This window comes from Mucilaginibacter sp., assembly GCF_036568825.1.
In the GTDB taxonomy this organism is placed as follows: Bacteria; Bacteroidota; Bacteroidia; order Sphingobacteriales; family Sphingobacteriaceae; genus Mucilaginibacter.
Window position 1 is genome coordinate 31002 of record NZ_DATCRU010000069.1, and the last position, 17926, is coordinate 48927.

Here is a 17926-nt window from a genome sequence, read left to right on the forward strand (position 1 = left end):
GACTTCTGAAAAAAAAATTGGTTACAGAAAAATAAGAATTTTTTAAAGAAGCATAAACATTAGCTCTCTCATCATCAAAAAGGCAACCATCAGAGAGGCAGGAATAATTAAAAAACTATCTCGAACGTATGGAGCGATTGATCGAAATAATAGGAGACTTGCCAATTGTAAAGGTTGCAAATGTTCTTTACAATGGTGAGTCCCAAACCTGTGCCTTCTGATTGGCTGCCCTTTTGAAACCGGTCGAAAATAGTCCCGGCATCCAATGCTTTTAGTGCGCCGGTATTCCGGATGATGAGTTTACCCGGCGTAAGGGTAATATATTGCTGGCCGTTAGGGGTATTATGTCGTATTGCGTTGCTGAACAGATTATTCAGCAATATATCTACCAGGTATTTGCTGGCAAAAAATTCTTTTTCAATGAGTTTTTCGGTAACGGTGATATGCTTTGTATTAAGTAACTCCTGAAAGTGTATCAGTTTTTCGCGGATCAGGTTATCCAGTCTTAAAACCTCATTGCCTTCTATCAGTTTATTCTCGATCTTTACCAGCAGTAACATAGTCTGGTTTAATCGCAATAGTTTACCTGCAGCCAGATAAATATCATTTATCAGGTCGTAATGTGCCGGATTTAATGATTCGTCCTGGATTAGTGTATCCAGCTTTGCGGTAATCACAGCAAGCGGCGTCATCATTTCGTGCGATGCATTTTCAGTTAGGTGCTTTAGATGCTGAAAGTCATTTTTTATCCGTTCAGACATGATCTGCACTGCCTGGTTCAGTTCAGCAAACTCATCTACTTTGTTATCCTGCAAATTGAAATCTGATGGCTCCGAGATATTAAATGCCTTCAGCTCACTCAATATGTTATAAAAAGGCTTCCAAAGTCCGCGAAGTAAATACCGGTTAGTAAGAAATAAGGTGACAAGCAACCCGATCATCAGCACAAGCGTGATCAGGGCAATTATTTGCACAAGATATTCCGTGGCTTCTCTCGACTCAGTGACCATCACCTTGTAATGCTGGCCGCCAAAAAAGATCAGGTCTTCAACCGCCCGGCCCTCTTCCTGCTTTTTTTCTTTTGGATTGACATAGACCGTATCAAAATACCTTCTTTTAAAAGCGGTTTGGTCAGTTTTTATAAAGGTGGTCACATCTTCATCAAACTCAACCTGTGTGGGTAAGCGGTTGTTACCATTAATGTACTCTTTTACTTCGTCAATTTCTTCAGTCAGATCGCGGTCGAGCTGCACCTTTGATATAAAAGTGATGGCAAAAAAATAGATCACCCCGCCGGCAAGCAATACCGAGATGGTTGTAATAATACTAGCCTTATTGTAGTGATCTGAAAGCTTCATTTATGCCTTGAATTTGTACCCAATACCATACAACGATTTAATATAGTCGTTACAATTAGCATCCATTAGTTTTTTGCGCAGATTTTTAATGTGGGTGTAGATAAAATCATAATGATCATGTACGTCCATCTCATCGCCCCACAAATGTTCGGCAATGGCATTCTTTGAAATCACTTTCCCTTTATTGGCAATAAAATAAAGCAACATGTCGAATTCCTTCCGGGTAAGGGTCACATTGTTCCCGTTTACTTCCACACTTCTGCCATTCAGGTCGACTGATATTTCATTGAAAATTATAGTGTTGTTACTGCTAAAGGTTTTGCGGCGGTAAACAGCTTCTACTCTTGCCTTCAACTCGGCCAGGTGGAATGGCTTGGTTAAATAATCATCAGCGCCGATGTTAAGGGCCTTTATTTTATCATCAAGCGACCCTTTTGCCGAAATGATCAGCACTGACTCGTTTCTTAGATTATTTCGCAGGAAATCGAGCACGGCAAAACCCTCGCCATCGGGTAACCCGATATCAAGCAATACACAGTCATATACATAATCAGATAATTTGGTAATAGCACATTTTAACGAATCGCAGCATTCGCAAATGTTACCATCGTCATTCAGATAGTCGGCTATGTTCTGACGAAGCCCCGCTTCGTCCTCAATGATCAAAAATTTCAATGGTTTCAGATCAGGGGATTTACCACTCTGTAACCAACAAGTCTACAAACAAATTCTGTTTTTAAAATGAAGTTGCAACTTTTGTATTCAATAATTGTTTTTCAGGTTGTTATCCGCTTTGGATGACCTAACTTCGTTCTTCTATCAATCATCACACTTATGGATCATATCGTAAAAATTATCTCGACTGAATATGTTACCCACGATGTAAAACATTTTGTTGTTGAAAGGCCGTCGAATTTTGAATTTGTGCCGGGACACGCAACCGATCTGTCAATCAACCAGGAAGGCTGGAAGGACAATAAACATCCGTTCACCTTTACAGGCCTGACAGAAGCTCCACACCTGGAATTTACGATCAAGATATATACGAATCCGCAAGGTGTTACCCATCATTTGAGTGAATTAGGCCCGGGTGATGAAGTGATCATCAGCGATGCCTGGGGTGCAATTGAATATAAAGGCCCGGGTTATTTTATTGCCGGTGGAGCGGGTATCACACCGTTCATTGCCATATTGCGCGACTTGTATAAGGATGGAAAAGTTGCTGATAATGTATTATTCTTCTCCAATAAAACGGATAAGGATATTATTCTGAAAGAGGAACTCGAATCGATGCTCGGGAAGAATGCGCATTTCACCATCACACGTCAAAAAGATAGTCAATACGACCAGCGTAAAATCGATAGTGATTTCTTAAAAGCCGAAGTCAAAGATTTCAGCAAGCATTTTTATGTTTGCGGTCCCGACGAAATGGTACAGGAGATCAATGACACACTGGTTGAACTTGGAGCCAATGCCGAGGCTGTAGTGTTCGAAAAATAAGTGTTACCTGTCTCTGAAATTTTTCGGAAACTCTGGCTGCTCGGCCAAATCAAACTCAAGTAATGTCTGACCATTGTCCGTTACTGCCCCTACGGTAAACGCGCCATAAGACAGTATATCTTTGTCGATAGCTTTGCCGTCTTCAAATTCATTTACCTTTATGCTATAAACAGATGGCCTGAACGAATCATGAAGATAAAAAACAACGTCGCTATCTAGTGGTCTGTCATTATCTGTGCTTTCAACCCATATGGTCACGTTATAAAAATCCGGAATCAGTGAATTAGTAACAGTTGCTTTCAAAGCCCTGCCATTGTTCACACTTTTACCTCCAAACCTGCCTTTTTGTGGATCATCAGGATTGGTAATTGCTCCTATTTGTGGCAACTGCCCGGCAACCAACATATTTTTCGGTACTACCTGGGGTATTACATTTGCCTCAGCTTGTTTGGCATTTAACTGATTTAAGGCTATTAGTTTTTCTTTTGATTGTTCTGCCTTGTCTTTTTCTTCTACAGCTTTATCCTTTTCCTGTGTGGCTTCTTTAGTTTTTGTTTGAAGCTCTTCTATTGTCTTTTCTTTTAATACACTATCCATCAGATTGTTTATAAACCGTGGACCCGCAGCCGCAGCTAAAAAACAATAAGCAGCAAAAAGAAGATAGGATTTGAGAGGAATACAATTTTGACTATTGGATTTAGTGTTTTTCTGGATATTGTCCAACTTAGCCAATATCGGGTCATTAACTTTTTTGTTTGTAGTATCGGTACTGGCTTGTGTACACGCTTTGGTATCAGCTTTCTTTGCTGAGTCAACCGGGCAATCAACGCATTCAGAACATCTGATCTGCCATGTCATACGAAGATTATCCAATAATTTACTTTGTGCTATCTCCAGGAATAAAGGCACCAATATGGTAGCTCCTATCCCAATCAGGATACAATGAAAAAGTGTCCGGCCCTTTGCCTGGGGATCAGCATTTGTATCCTTATTCTGGGGAAGAATACAATTAATTATTCCGCCAATAATACCACATAGTAACATTATGGCAACTAAAACTGGGAATGACATGGCTAAAAAGGTTGAAAGAATGTAATTAATTCCTGTAACCAAGTTAGACCATAAGGTGTGCCGGGTCAACCGTTAAAACACGGTATTTTAGGGTTATTTACACGGTGTTATTGGGTGAGCTTAATGATATATTAACAGCTGCAGACGCTAACAAAAAACACCTTAAAAACTTAAGGTGTTTTTTGCTTTTCTGATAGTCACGCAAACTGCCCTGCCTTATAAGTGCCTGCCGTAGTACGGAAAGCGATATTGATGCGATTGTAGCTATTGATAGTTATGGTAGCAATTGTTAAGTCGATCAATTCCTCTTCTGAAAATTGAGCCCTTGCTATTTCGTAATCTGAATCGCGCACATGTCCGTCGGTAATGTTGGTAACGGCTTCGGCCCAGCCTAATGCGGCACGCTCACGGTCGGTATAAAATGGGGCCTCTCTCCAGGCGTTCAGTACTAATAACCGTTGCTGATCTTCGCCTTTGGCTAATAGATCTTTGGAGTGCATGTCCAGGCAAAAAGCACAGCCATTTATTTGGGATACCCGGTAATAGATCAGGTTCAACAATTCCTGTTCTATCATCGAGTTTTTTAAATAAGTACCTAAGCTATACAATGCGCTCAGCGCCTTCTGGCCTTTATGAAAGGCATTAATTCTCTGTTCCATTTTGTTTTATTATAAGTTGATATTTTGATTTATATCCTATCAACTGATGGCTTTCCGGGAATTGGACATAGAATCAGAAAAAATTTAAAAATAGAATGTTACTATTTTATCTTTCCCATAAATGTTTGATGTAAGGGTGTCACACTGAGCATGTCGAAGTGCGGTGCGTAAAGGCCTGCCCACATATCCTTCGACAGGCTCAGGATGACAGCGCTTTTATGTCGTTTCCCTTTTGAGTATCTCAAATCTTTATGGTTAATGTAGCATTAGTGCGCCCTTTGCTATAAGCTATTAACTCTTAAGTTTGTATATCAATTTTATTCTTGAAAATGACACTTCATAACAAAATCGCAGTTATCTACGGAGCAGGAGGCTCTATCGGCAGTACCATTGCCAAAGCATTTGCACAGGCAGGAGCCAAAGTTTTTCTAACCGGACGAAATCTCTCATCTGTCCAAAACGTCGCAGATGAGATCATTGCTGCTGGCGGAAAAGCTGAAGCCACACAAGTGGATGCCCTCGATGAAGCATCTGTAAATAATCATCTTGATAGCATTTTAAAAAAAGCCGGATCGATTGATATCTCTTTCAATTGTATCGGTTTAGAAGTAGTGCAAAATCTGCCTTTGATAGAAATGTCGGTTGAGGATTTTGTAAGGCCTTCGCAAATTGCTATGCGCGGCCATTTCCTGACAGCTACTGCTGCGGCAAAAGCAATGAAGAAACAGAACAAAGGAGTGATCTTGTCATTAACAGCTACCCCCGGCGGAATAGGTTATCCCTATACCGCAGGTTTCGCTCCTGCCTGCGCCGCTATTGAGACCTTTTACCAGAACCTGGCATCGGAAGCGGGGATATATAACATCCGGGCAGTGAATATGCGTTCAGGAGGCTCACCTGATTCTGCTGTATTTAAACGTGCCATTGATTCCATGCCCGATGTAATGGAAGGCATCCTATATAAAATGAAAGCAGATACCATGTTAAAAACGTTGCCTTCAATGGCCGATATTGCAAACCTTGCCGTCTTCCTGGTATCTGACCTGGCTGCTAAAATAACAGGTGTAACCGTTGATATCACTTGCGGAACTACCACTGCATTAAATCACAGGGTTGATGCTGTTAATCCGAGTCCTAATATTTCAGAATAACAGTTAAATAAAAAGAGGCTTTTAGATTCGCCTAAAAGCCTCTGATGGTTTTCATAGATTCAGTTTAATTCAAAGTCTGATAAATGCCTTTAATCTGATGTGCCCACACATCCAGGTCGAAGGCCTTTTGCACATAAGCTTTTTGCTCGAGGATGATTTGCTTCTTCTTATCCTCACTTAATGTGGTAAGTGATAACATGGCATTCTGTAATCCGGCAATATCTTCCGACTCGAACAGGTAAGTATGCGGTATGTTCAGCGTTTGCGGTCCGGGAATATTGCTGCTGATGATTGGCCGTTCACAATAAGCAGCCTCCACTAGCGCATTGCAAAAACCTTCCTCGCGGGCTGCGGAGATAAAGTAATTGCTCAGGTTATAATAGGAAGCGATATCATCCCTCGGGTTTAAAATTCTGAGCCACTCCGGAATTTCACCGAAACGGTTTTTGATCTTTGACTCAATAGCCTCCCTGTTTACCGACAAACTAAGCAACAGGCAAACATCCTGACCCTGCTTTACCAAACCATCCATCGCCTCCAATACAACGTCAACCCCTTTTCTATAGTAGTCGAACCCGAACATCAGGAACACAGTAGTATCCGAGCTGATATAAAAATCGCCCCTGTAAAGTACTTCGTATTTGTTCAGGCGGTTAAAGTCGATAGCATTGGTAACGTAGGTTACCTTGCCATTATTGAGCTTGAAGTTTTTACGGTATTCAATAGCAACGGATTCGCTGCAGCCAATATACAGATCGACATGATTCAATGCTTTTCGTAAGCTTTCACCCACAAATCCACGTGGCTTATCGTGATTTCTTAAGTGGCGGATAATGATGAGATCTCTTTTATAAAGCTTTTTGACAATTTTGAACATTGCAAATTGCCTTGTGCCCGCAAAGTGAGCATGAATGTATTTGATATCATGTTTGGAGACAATCTTTTTGATCGTGAATATGTCCTGGGAAAAATTGCCGCTCAGAAAGTAGATATTTTTGCCTTCATCAATCAGTCCCTGTACCCAGGGTATATCAGAGACGTTTTCGTGAAATAAATACACCATGTCAACAGCATCATTCTTAAGGGTTTGTTCCAGCCTTAATAATGATTTAAAGAAACTTCCTCCATAGGGTGATCTGAAACACAGAAACTGAAGAACGTTTTTAGACGAGTTCATTTAAAATTTGAGAATTTGATTTAAGTTAAATTGAAACACTTAAAGTCATTAATGCTTTAATGACATAATTCATAACGACTGAAATACACCGTTATATACGGCAGAGTTGCCTTGCTTATAGATCAAATTCTTAAAGCGCAGATAGACAGGTAATAATCCTGGTAATTTATTAATTGCCCGGACTGCCGGGTATTAAATGATCGCGGTTTTAAAAGCCAGGTAGCTGAAACGAATAAAGTGATCAGAAAAAACTCGGCTGTAATTTTTATAAGATCATTAAAAGTCTTTTTGCTTTCAACGGTTGTTTTATCTATCAGTTTAATGAGACTTACATCATCAACCTTTGAATAAGAAAGCCCTATTTTTTTACTAACCGTGATGTTCGTATGGACATGGGCCCTTTTATCAGCCCGTGTGCGGTTCTTTAACAGGAAAATATGAGAGGTTGCAACTAAAAAATATATTGCTGCTATAAAGAGCACTAAAATATTTACATCTATATTATTTTTATAATGCTTCATTTATAAAATTCGGCTACAAAATAGAAAAATTATTAATTCTATCCAAGTAGATTAAAGTTTTAGTTATAAAAATGCCAATATAGAATAACTTTTATAGCTGAAATTAATATTCCTTTTTTACGAAATAATATGTATTATGTTATAACATAGGAGTGCTTATCACCAAATTTCCGCGTTCGTGTATTTTTTCTTTCAACTGTCGCTTACTTTTAGTTCGTTTGTCCTGATAATCGAGAAACTTTGAGCAAAAAGATAAATAGATCGCTATACTGGAAGTGCCAGCTGCTGGGTTGGTCATTTGCTGCGGCATATTGGGCGTTCAATGCTTACATCTCGGGTAGATTCGATATTGGGTTGGCATTCACCTATTTTGTGTTTGACCTGATTATTGGTATAGGAGTTACCCATGCTTACCGGCAATTAGCACATAGAAAGTCGTGGACGCAATTGAACCTTTCACAATTATTTAGAGTGATATTACCGTCTATTATCATAACCGGGATAATATATGCAGTGCTTATTGTTATTAAGAATTATTGCGCCCGTTTACTTTTTAATGTTCACCTTGAGCCGGCACTGGTTGTTGCATTTCAGCGAAACTTTCTGACAGTTCTGGCGACAGGTATACGGCTGATGGCTATCTGGATACTAGCCTTTCATCTATACCATTATGCCATGATGCAAATCCGCATCGCTAAGGAAAATGCCCGTTTGCAGGTGGCAGCTAAGGAAGCACAATTAAACAATCTGTCTGCACAGCTAAACCCTCATTTCTTCTTCAATTCATTAAATACTATTAAAGCACTGATTGTAAGCGATCCGCAAAATGCACGCAGTGCGATTGATCTGTTATCGGAATTGCTTCGAAATTCGTTATACCAACGAGACAATACGCTGATTCCATTAAACGAAGAAATATCCTTGGTAAATGATTACCTCGAACTGGAAAAGATACGCTTTGAGGACAGGCTATGTTTCCAAATAGACATTGATAAAGATATGGAGACCTGGCCAGTATTGCCTTTAAGTATTCAAACTTTGGCAGAGAATGCTATCAAACATGGGATAGCAAAATCCATCAATGGCGGAATAGTTAAAGTAGAGGTAAAAGAAGTTGATTCCAGCCTGAAAATAACTGTGCAAAATCCGGGCGTACTGAAAAATGAAGGGGTAGCAGGTGTTGGACTTCAAAATCTGCAAAACAGGCTAGCGCTGCAATACGGAGATAAGGCTTCGCTGACCCTGATACAGCTGCCCAATGAAATAGTATCTGCTGTTTTATTAATACCGGTCATCTCATGAAAAAGATACGTGTGATATTGATCGATGATGAACGACTTGCACGCGGGGAATTACGCAGGATGCTGGATGTCTATCCTGATTTTGAAATCATTGCCGAAGCAGCAAACGCAGACGAGGCCATCCAACTAATTGACAAGCATCGGCCCGACCTTATTTTACTCGATATCCAGATGCCGGGTAAGTCAGGTTTTGATTTGCTGGAGATGCTGCAGCAGGTACCTGAGGTGATCTTTGTTACAGCTTATGATCAGTATGCGGTTAAAGCTTTTGAAACAAATGTGCTCGATTACGTTGTAAAACCGGTACGAGCCGAGCGTTTTTCAAAACTCATCGAAAAAGTGAGGAATAAACTGAACAGAGCACCGTCCCAACAGCAAATCTTTGTGAAAGATGGCAACAAATGCTATTTCATCCGGTTGGATGAGATTTGCCTCATCGAGTCAATGGAAAATTATGCCCGTTTGTACTTCAGGGATATAGTCACTTATCTAAAACGATCATTGAATCAATTGGAATCGGAGCTTGACCCGGCGATGTTCTTTAGAATTAACCGCTCGCAGATCATCAACACGAATTTTATTAAACACATAGAACAAGCAGAAAACGGCCGCCTGAATATTACCCTGCATGATGGTAAATTACTGGAGGTATCCGACAGGCAATCCGTAAAATTTAAAGCAAATAACCGACTGAAATCAAGTTAAATTAATCTAAAATAAGATGAAAAAAATAACATTCCTGCTGGCCTTTTTAGGCTGGTACACTACTCTTTTTGCCCAAAACAGGCTGGAAGACAATAAATATATCGTCAGCGACAGTGTGATGATCAAAACCAAACAAGGGCATATTTTATCTGCAACGGTTGTCCGCCGGAAGGACCTGGCCGGTCCGCAGCCTACGGCGCTTCAGTTTTCCATCTATGCCAATACAGCAACCAGTATCCGGGAGGCAAAATTAGCCGCAGATCATGGTTATGTGGGCATGGTAGCCGATACGCGCGGCAAACGACTGAGCCCTGAGAAAGTAGAGCCTTATGAAAATGAACAGGAAGATGTTTATGAAGTCATCGACTGGATAAGCAGGCAACCATGGAGCAACGGAAAGGTAGGCATGTACAATGGCAGCTATTTAGGATTTAGCCAGTGGGCTGGCCTTAAACATCGTGTGCACCCGGCACTGAAAACCATTGTGCCTTACGTGGCAGCTATCCCCGGTTTGGGCTTGCCTATGGAAAACAATGTATTTATCAATGCTAATTACGGTTGGGCTTTTTACGTCACGGATAATAAATACCTGGACAATAAAGTTTACGATGATCCGAAACGGTGGCGCTCGCTTAATTTTAACTGGTTTAACAGCGGCACTGCCTATAATAAGATCGATAGTGTGGATGGCACGCCTAACCCCTGGCTCCAGCGCTGGCTAAAACACCCGGATTACGACAGCTATTGGCAGCACATGGTGCCTTATCAGAAAGACTTTGCGCATATTAATATTCCCGTGCTCACTTTTGAAGGTTATTATGATGACGGTCAGATATCAGGAATGCATTACTATCTCGAACACCTGAAATATAATCCCAAAGCCAATCATTACCTCATCATAGGTCCGTATGATCATTTTGGTACGCAAAGCGGGGGAGTACCTGTTTTGCGTGATTATAAGGTTGATTCAGTAGCCTTAATTAAAACCAAGGAGATCACTTTTCAGTGGTTCGACTATATCATGAAAGGAGCCAAAAAGCCCGAAATACTAAAGGATAAAGTGAACTACGAAGTGATGGGAGCCAATAAATGGATGCACGCGCCGTCGGTATCGAAAATGGCTGACAGGAGATTAAAGCTGTATCTGACGGATGCAAAAATTGGGAATAATTATAGGCTTTCACCAACAAAACCGCTTAAAAAAGGGTCATTAAATGAAACGGTTGACCTGGCCGACCGCAATACCAGCTATGGCGATTATTATCCGTTTCCTATCATCAAAGATTCGCTTAACCGCAGTAATGGCTTTTTCTTTATCAGTAAGCCTTTTGACCGGCCAGTTCAGGTTAATGGAATATTTACTGGGGAACTAAAAGCCATGATCAATAAAAAGGATATGGATGTTACCGTGGTATTATATGAAGTAACTCCGGAGGGGAAATATTTTGAGCTATCCTACTTTTTAGGCCGGGCCAGCTATGCCAGGGATATGTCTAAAAGGGTTTTATTGCACCCCGGCAAAATAGAAAGCATTCCGTTTAACCGAACGCGGATGGTTAGCCGGCAGCTGAGCAAAGGCAGCCGCCTGCTGGTGGTTTTAAATATCGATAAAAACCCATTTGCCCAGGTTAACTATGGTACAGGGAAGGATGTCAGCAAAGATAGTGTTGCTGATGCAGGAAAGCCGCTGAAGATAAAGTGGTATAATGATAGTTTTGTGAGTGTGCCGGTGTGGGCTGGGGCAGGGAAGAAGGCCTTGTTTTCGGGGGAATAGGTTTGACCTTCATTTCAAAACCGGACGTTAACGCGTCCGGTTTTGTTACAAATCAGCCTGTTGAATATGATATAATTTTATATATATCAATATGTTAGTAATTTGGAACGGTGATTGATCCACTTATTTTACTTGAGTCCATATATCTTCCATATTAACCTGTATGACCTTGCTTTCCTGGGAGCGGTATTTGTCGGGCTAACTTTTACCCTTCTATTATGGTTTATCAAAAAAATTACCGACACCGCAAAACTGCATAAGATAATGGCGGCCTTTAGCCTATTGTGGTTACTATGGATACCACTTAAAGCCGCAGAATATTTTTACTATCGTTATCAGTTAGATTTCCATGCTTACTATCCTTTATATTTCTTTTTTGCAGTAGTTATTACATGGATTGCTATCGAAGTGTTAAAACCGGGGGCGAAAAAGGATGAATTGTCTTCTATTTCAAAACCATCGCCCCCAGCCGAACTAAGGCAAAAAGGTATTTGGCTAAAGAAAACCATAAAAGAAAATCGTTACTACCAGGACCCGGAATTAAGTTTGGGATCGTTTGCTGAAAAGCTTGATCTGACTACCCATGAGCTATCACGTATTATCAACACCGTCTTCAAAAAAAGCTTCAACGATTTTATTAATGAATACCGCGTCAGAGATGTGGCGGCTAAAATGCAGGACGCGGCCTATGATCACATCACGCTGCTGGGTATTGCTTATGAATCAGGATTCAATTCCAAAGCCACGTTTAACCGCATATTCAAACAAATGACCGGCAAAAGCCCGATTGAATATAAAGCCTATCTGAAAAAAGAGGTCTCATCCTATAACTTGAGGCGTAATCTCCCTTTTGCGGCAATAATTTCGAATCAGGAAACCACTCCCAGGTGGTCTTCTGGGAAATCAAATCGCAACGTTATGCTTAAAAATTATTTAACAATTGCCTGGAGGAACCTGATCAGGAACAAGGCTTCTTCCTTCATCAATATTGGCGGTCTTGCCGTGGGTATGGCCGTAGCTATCCTGATCGGATTATGGATCTGGGACGAATTATCGTTCAATAAATACCATCAGAACTATGATCACATTGTGCAGCTGATGCAAAAGGAAAAGGTATATGGCAATATCAACGTCACGGACCATATGCCTTACCGCCTGCTTGACGAACTAAAAACAAATTACCAGAGTGATTTTAAGCATATAGTAATAGCTACCGAGCCCGGTAATTTCTATTTGTCGCAGGGTGAAAATAAAATAACGCAAACGGGGCAATATATCGAAGCTTCCGCACCTGAAATGCTGACATTGAAAATGCTCCGCGGTTCGTGGGCCGGACTTAATGATCCGCATTCCATTCTGCTTTCGGCATCCGCAGCAAAAAGGCTTTTCGGTGACGCCGATCCTTTAGATAAAACGATGAAAGTGAGTGGCACCTACGATGTAGCAAATACCACCACCGATATAAAGGTGACGGGAATATATGAAGACCTGCCAGAAAATACTCAATTTCATGATATGCAGTTTTTTATGCCCTGGAGCCTGTATGCCGCAGCTGATACGCGCCTACCCACTATGGGTTGGGACGATCATCGTTTTTTGATGTATGCTGAAATCCGGCCCGGCGCCAATTTGGATAAATTGTCGGCTAATATTAAAGATGCTGAGCTTAAAGTGATCAGGCATATGGATAATATGAAGCAGGAGGCAGCTACAAATCCGGAAATATTGCTGAATCCAATGAAGAATTGGCATCTGTATTCAACCTTTAAGGATGGTATTATTGATAAAGGCCCTGTCCAGTTTGTGTGGATAGTTGGCATTATTGGGTGCTTTGTATTGCTGTTGGCCTGCATCAATTTCATGAACCTGAGTACCGCGCGCTCCGAAAAAAGAGCAGCTGAGGTAGGCATACGTAAAGCTATTGGCTCCGCCAGGTTTCAACTCATCAGCCAGTTTTTTAGTGAGTCATTACTCGTGTCGTTTGTGGCATTTATAATAGCATTGCTGCTTGTCATACTTGCTTTGCCGATGCTGAACGATCTGTCAGCAAAGCAGATCACCATACCTTTTATCAATATATGGTTTTGGCTTGCCTGCCTTAGTTTTATCTTATTCACAGGTATTCTTGCCGGACTTTACCCGGCGCTGTATTTGTCTTCTTTTCAGCCTGTTAAAGTTTTAAAAGGAGTATTTCGTGCAGGCCGCATGGCTTCCCTTCCACGTAAAGTATTGGTAGTGGTACAGTTCACGGTCTCTATTGTATTGATCATTTGCACCATTATTGTATATAACCAGTTGATGTTTGCCAAAGACCGCCCCGTTGGATACTCACGAGATGGGTTGATCATCGTACCGATGCAATCAATAGACTACATGGGAAAGCAGGATGTCCTCCGCAACGAATTAAAAAATACAGGCGCGGTAACCGAAGTGGCTGAATCAGAAAGCCCGCTTACGGGTATATCCTCCAATAACGCTGGTTTTACCTGGAAGGGCAAGCAACTGGGTGTAGAAGAAAAATTCGGGACGCTAACCGTGACGGCAGAATATGGGAAAACTATTGGCTGGCAATTTAAGGACGGCCGTGATTTTTTTAAAGGGTCTGCTGCTGACTCATCCGGGTTCGTCATCAACGAGGCTGCCGCAAAATACATGGGACTCCAAAACCCGGTAGGCGAAACCATCCACTGGAAAAGTAAATGGAATAATGTCGATAAAGACTACAGGATCATCGGCGTAATAAAAGATATGGTGATGGAATCGCCATATAATGAAATAAGGCCGGTTGTTTTCCGGCTGGGGGAAAATCCCAATTGGATATTTATCAGGATCAACCCGCAGGTAAGTGTTAGCAGCGCTTTGCCCAAAATAGCTTCCGTTTTCAAAAAGATCGTCCCTGCTGTTCCATTTACATACACCTTTGCAGATGAGGATTATGCTAAAAAATTTGCAGCCGAAGAGCACATCGGCAAACTGACAAAATTCTTCTCCTGCCTCGCAATTTTTATCAGTTGCCTCGGACTGTTCGGAATGGCGATGTTTATGGCTGAGCAACGCACAAAAGAAATTGGCGTGCGCAAAGTATTAGGCGCTTCCGTCTTTGGCCTATGGCGATTATTATCAAAAGATTTTGTGACACTGGTAATTATCTCGCTCGTAATTGCAGCACCAATAGCCTGGTATTTTATGGCGAAATGGCTTCAGGGCTATCAATACCGTACACCAATATCCTGGTGGATATTTGCAGCCACCGGCATGGGCGCTTTGGTTGTCACTTTATTCACCGTAAGCTACCAAAGCATCAAAGCCGCATTGGCGAACCCGGTGAAGAGCCTTCGGTCGGAGTGATCAGTTAACCAGTGATCGGTTAATCAGGTACATTTTTAATTACTAATCTCTGATAACTGATTAACCGGTTAACTAAAGGAGCAAATCAAAACCGGACATTTAGGCGTCCGGTTTTGTTACAAATGAACATCCTAAATTCAATGTAATTTTTTATCTGTCAATATGTTAGTAATTTGGAACGGCGATTGAGCTGTTTAATTTACTTGAATCCATACACCTTCCATATCAACCTGTACGACCTGGCTTTCCTGGGAGCCGTATTTATCGGGCTGACTTTTGCCCTGTTATTCTGGTTCACCAAAAGGATAGATCAATCTGCAAAGCTACATCGCATACTGGCAGGTTTTGGGCTGTTGTGGTTAATATGGATACCCGTTATAATCATAGACTATTTTTATCATCCGCAATTAAGTATCCAGGCGTACTGCCTATTATATTTCTTTTTAGCAGTGATAATTACATGGATAGCTATAAACGTATTCAAGCCGGATACAAAGCAGGATGAATTAGTCTCCTTTTCAGACCCGCTCCCAATAGAATTGATAAAGAAAGGCAAATGGTTGAAAAAAGCCATGCAAGCCGACTTGCTTTACCAGGACCCAGAGTTAAGTTTATCCTCACTGGCGGAAAAACTGGACATGCATCCGCATGAGTTATCCCGGATCATTAACAAGGCGCTCGGAAAAAGCTTTAATGATTTTGTCAATGAATACCGTGTGCGGGATGTAGTATCAAAAATGCAGGACCCTGCCTATGCCCGGATAACCCTGCTGGGCATGGCGTACGATGCCGGGTTCAACTCCAAGGCTACATTAATCCGTGCTTTCAAACAATTCACCGGGAAAAATCCCACAGAGTATAAGCGCAAGCTGGAAAAAGAGGTTGCAACTTATCATTTGCAACCCCATTCCCGGGCGAGACAGATAATTTTAGTTCCTGAAGTTCCTAAATGGTCTCATGAACAATTAAACCGTAATTATATGTTTCGCAATTATTTTAAAATAGCCTGGCGCAATCTGTGGCTGCACAAACGGATGACCTTTATTAATATTGCAGGTCTGGGTATTGGTATGGCCGCTGCTATCCTGATCGCGATCTGGGTGCAGAACGAGCTGAGTTATGACAGTGATCAGCCCGATGCTGAAAATATTTACCGGGTCACATCGATATGGCCCATGTCGCCTACGGAAACCTGGCGGTTGAACTCGTCGCAATATGTTCTGGCTGATGCCGCAGCTAAAGAAATTCCGGAGATATTGGATGTGTCACAATCCCGACCCAAAGATTATGCGAATACAAACTTTCACATTGGTCAGAAAATAGTCCAGGAAAAGAAAGTTACACGCGTTGATGATCATTGGTTCAAGATGTTCCATTATGATTTTGTGGATGGCTCGGCGGCGGCTTTTAATAAAAATCTGTATAGCCTGATATTAACTCAATCAGCTGTGAAGAAGTTTTTCGGGAATGAGGAAGCCGTTGGTAAGATGGTGAGAATAGATAAAACTACTTACCAGGTGGAAGGTGTTGTTAAGGATAACCCGGCTAATACAAGTTTTGATTACGAAGTATTTATTCCTGTTGCGGCGCACCTGGCCGACACTGCTGAGCTAAAGGACGCAATGAACTGGGGCAATTCCAATTTCCTTACATTCTTAAAACTCAAACCAGGCGCAGATATTAAAAAAGTAGCTGCACAACTTACCGCAATTGAACATCGCAACCGCAAGGATAAGACAACAAAAGATAGATCCTCATACGACCTGATTAACATCAGGAATATGCATTTTGAAGAGGGCCTGCTTAGCTATTCATTTAAGCATGGCAGCAGAACGATAACGAATGTATTCATCGCATTATCCGTGTTGCTTTTGCTCACGGCATGTATCAACTATGTGAACCTTACCACCGCCCGTGCCAGTGTACGCTCTAAAGAGGTGAGCATACGAAAGATAGTTGGCGCAGGTCGTTTACAATTATTCTGGCAATTTATGTCCGAATCTTTTATGATGAGCCTGATTGCTGTCGCCCTGTCATTCGCATTGGTTCAGCTTTGCATGCCCTGGTTCAAAGAATTTACCGGTAAAAATTTTAGTGAGCCGGTATTCTCGCCACTGGCATGGCAAATTGTAGGTATCACGCTTATTGTATCCTTTGTTTTAAATGGATTATACCCGGCATTGCTCTTGTCATCCTTCCAGCCGCTACGGGTTTTCAGGGGTAAAACGATGCTCAACTTTAAGGATAGTGGTTTAAGGAAAGCTTTGGTAGTAGTACAATTTACTATCTCGGTAGTGCTGATTGTCGGTGCATTGGTTATTTACAGGCAATTAAGGTATATCGAAAATACCGATGTCGGCTATGACCGTTCGCAGGTATTCACTGTCGATATTCCTCATAACGCGCCGTTGATAGCTGCTGTGTTGAAGCAGGAGTTGAAGGAATACAGCGCCGTTGCCGATATTTCGTTAGGCAAATACCTTGTGGACGATGGCAATAAGGCCACGCATACCATCGATTGGGACGGGCGCCCGAAAGACTTTAACCCGACTTTTACACCATTTTCTGCTGACGAAGATTTTCAGCGGGTAATGAAATTGAAAATGGTAGACGGACGGTGGTTTACTGGTGCAGCGAGTGACAAGCATAACGTTGTGCTCAATGAAACAGCTTTGCGTGTAACCGGTCTTCACAAACCTTACATCGGGCAGCGCTTTGTTCATTTTAGAGACACTGGTATCGTTATTGGCGTGGTCAAAGATTTTCATTATGCCAGCCTCCATGATCAGATCGGACCGGTGGTTATCACTAATGACGAAAACTATTTTTATGCATATATCAAAACAACTTCGGGTCATAGCCGTGCCGCCGTCGCGGCTGCACGTAGAGCAATGCAAAAATTTGCGCCTGATGAGCCGTTCGAATACCACTTTGTAGACGATGATTACAACAAGCTCTACCAGTCGGAACAGCAATCATCAGTGTTGATCGGCCTGTTCGCCGGCATAGCCATATTGGTATCAGCGCTTGGGCTTATGGGGCTTGCTGCATTTGCCGCTGAACAGAAAGTGAAAGAGATTGGCATTCGCAAAGTTCTGGGTGCAAGTGTGCTGCATATTGTTAGCCTGCTTTCTGTCGATTTCGTGAAGATGGTGATAATTGCCAGCGTTATTGCCTTCCCGATAGCCTGGTGGGCCATGAACAAATGGCTGCAGGATTTTGCTTATAAGATCAATTTATCGTGGTGGATTTTCGCGGTATCAGGTGCAGCGGCGCTGATCATTGCGCTGATCACAATAAGTTACCAAACAATAAAAGCCGCATTAACAAATCCGGTCAAGAGTTTACGAAGTGAGTAATA

At 41.7% G+C, this 17926-nt stretch carries 13 protein-coding genes; 7 read left to right on the forward strand and 6 right to left on the reverse strand.

Annotation, left to right across the window (positions count from 1 at the left end; translation table 11 throughout):
• Positions 1-107: 107 nt before the first annotated feature.
• A complete protein-coding gene (gene porY, locus VIM89_RS15585) occupies positions 108-1358 on the reverse strand; it encodes a PorY family sensor histidine kinase (protein WP_488157098.1) in 1251 nt (416 codons plus the stop codon).
• The gene (locus VIM89_RS15590; protein WP_488157099.1) at positions 1359-2033 is read right to left on the reverse strand and encodes a response regulator transcription factor; all 675 of its coding nucleotides are present in this window, start codon (positions 2031-2033) and stop codon (positions 1359-1361) included.
• A gap of 159 nt (positions 2034-2192) precedes the next feature.
• Between VIM89_RS15590 and VIM89_RS15595 the strand changes: the two genes are divergently transcribed.
• The gene (locus tag VIM89_RS15595) at positions 2193-2858 is read left to right on the forward strand and encodes an FAD-binding oxidoreductase (protein WP_488157100.1); all 666 of its coding nucleotides are present in this window, start codon (positions 2193-2195) and stop codon (positions 2856-2858) included.
• 3 nt (positions 2859-2861) lie between these two features.
• On the opposite strand, the gene VIM89_RS15600 is transcribed toward VIM89_RS15595, so the two are convergent.
• On the reverse strand, positions 2862-3929 hold the full coding sequence (locus tag VIM89_RS15600; protein WP_488157101.1) for a YEATS-associated helix-containing protein: 1068 nt from the start codon (positions 3927-3929) through the stop codon (positions 2862-2864).
• Between the two features lie 197 nt (positions 3930-4126).
• Complete coding sequence (locus VIM89_RS15605; RefSeq protein WP_488157102.1) at positions 4127-4588, reverse strand: carboxymuconolactone decarboxylase family protein; 462 nt, start codon at positions 4586-4588, stop codon at positions 4127-4129.
• Positions 4589-4917: 329 nt separating this feature from the next.
• Between VIM89_RS15605 and VIM89_RS15610 the strand changes: the two genes are divergently transcribed.
• The gene (locus VIM89_RS15610) at positions 4918-5739 is read left to right on the forward strand and encodes an SDR family NAD(P)-dependent oxidoreductase (protein WP_488157103.1); all 822 of its coding nucleotides are present in this window, start codon (positions 4918-4920) and stop codon (positions 5737-5739) included.
• A gap of 64 nt (positions 5740-5803) precedes the next feature.
• On the opposite strand, the gene VIM89_RS15615 is transcribed toward VIM89_RS15610, so the two are convergent.
• Both VIM89_RS15615 and VIM89_RS15620 read right to left on the reverse strand, forming a co-directional pair.
• Positions 5804-6916 (reverse strand): glycosyltransferase family 4 protein, encoded by a 1113-nt coding sequence (locus VIM89_RS15615; protein WP_488157104.1) that lies wholly within the window; start codon positions 6914-6916, stop codon positions 5804-5806.
• Positions 6917-7038: 122 nt separating this feature from the next.
• Positions 7039-7437 (reverse strand): hypothetical protein, encoded by a 399-nt coding sequence (locus VIM89_RS15620; protein WP_488157105.1) that lies wholly within the window; start codon positions 7435-7437, stop codon positions 7039-7041.
• A 240-nt stretch (positions 7438-7677) separates the two neighbouring features.
• On the opposite strand from VIM89_RS15620, the gene VIM89_RS15625 reads away from it, so the two are divergent.
• From VIM89_RS15625 to VIM89_RS15645, 5 genes are all read left to right on the forward strand, one after another.
• A complete protein-coding gene (locus tag VIM89_RS15625) occupies positions 7678-8739 on the forward strand; it encodes a sensor histidine kinase (protein WP_488157106.1) in 1062 nt (353 codons plus the stop codon).
• Positions 8736-9443: a LytR/AlgR family response regulator transcription factor gene (locus tag VIM89_RS15630; protein ID WP_488157107.1), complete on the forward strand. Its 708-nt coding sequence runs from the start codon at positions 8736-8738 to the stop codon at positions 9441-9443. Before VIM89_RS15625 ends, VIM89_RS15630 begins: the two co-directional genes overlap by 4 nt.
• Before the next feature lie 16 nt (positions 9444-9459).
• Positions 9460-11217 (forward strand): CocE/NonD family hydrolase, encoded by a 1758-nt coding sequence (locus VIM89_RS15635; RefSeq protein WP_488157108.1) that lies wholly within the window; start codon positions 9460-9462, stop codon positions 11215-11217.
• A gap of 132 nt (positions 11218-11349) precedes the next feature.
• The gene (locus tag VIM89_RS15640; RefSeq protein WP_488157109.1) at positions 11350-14565 is read left to right on the forward strand and encodes an ABC transporter permease; all 3216 of its coding nucleotides are present in this window, start codon (positions 11350-11352) and stop codon (positions 14563-14565) included.
• Between the two features lie 203 nt (positions 14566-14768).
• A complete protein-coding gene (locus tag VIM89_RS15645) occupies positions 14769-17924 on the forward strand; it encodes an ABC transporter permease (protein WP_488157110.1) in 3156 nt (1051 codons plus the stop codon).
• Positions 17925-17926: the final 2 nt, after the last annotated feature.

Coding starts and splice junctions, on each gene's coding strand:
- VIM89_RS15630 (WP_488157107.1), top strand. CDS start 8,736: ATGAAAAAGATACGTGTGATATTGATCGATGATGAACGACTTGCACGC.
- VIM89_RS15605 (WP_488157102.1), bottom strand. CDS start 4,588: ATGGAACAGAGAATTAATGCCTTTCATAAAGGCCAGAAGGCGCTGAGC.
- VIM89_RS15595 (WP_488157100.1), top strand. CDS start 2,193: ATGGATCATATCGTAAAAATTATCTCGACTGAATATGTTACCCACGAT.
- VIM89_RS15615 (WP_488157104.1), bottom strand. CDS start 6,916: ATGAACTCGTCTAAAAACGTTCTTCAGTTTCTGTGTTTCAGATCACCC.
- VIM89_RS15610 (WP_488157103.1), top strand. CDS start 4,918: ATGACACTTCATAACAAAATCGCAGTTATCTACGGAGCAGGAGGCTCT.
- VIM89_RS15635 (WP_488157108.1), top strand. CDS start 9,460: ATGAAAAAAATAACATTCCTGCTGGCCTTTTTAGGCTGGTACACTACT.
- VIM89_RS15600 (WP_488157101.1), bottom strand. CDS start 3,929: ATGTCATTCCCAGTTTTAGTTGCCATAATGTTACTATGTGGTATTATT.
- VIM89_RS15620 (WP_488157105.1), bottom strand. CDS start 7,437: ATGAAGCATTATAAAAATAATATAGATGTAAATATTTTAGTGCTCTTT.
- porY (WP_488157098.1), bottom strand. CDS start 1,358: ATGAAGCTTTCAGATCACTACAATAAGGCTAGTATTATTACAACCATC.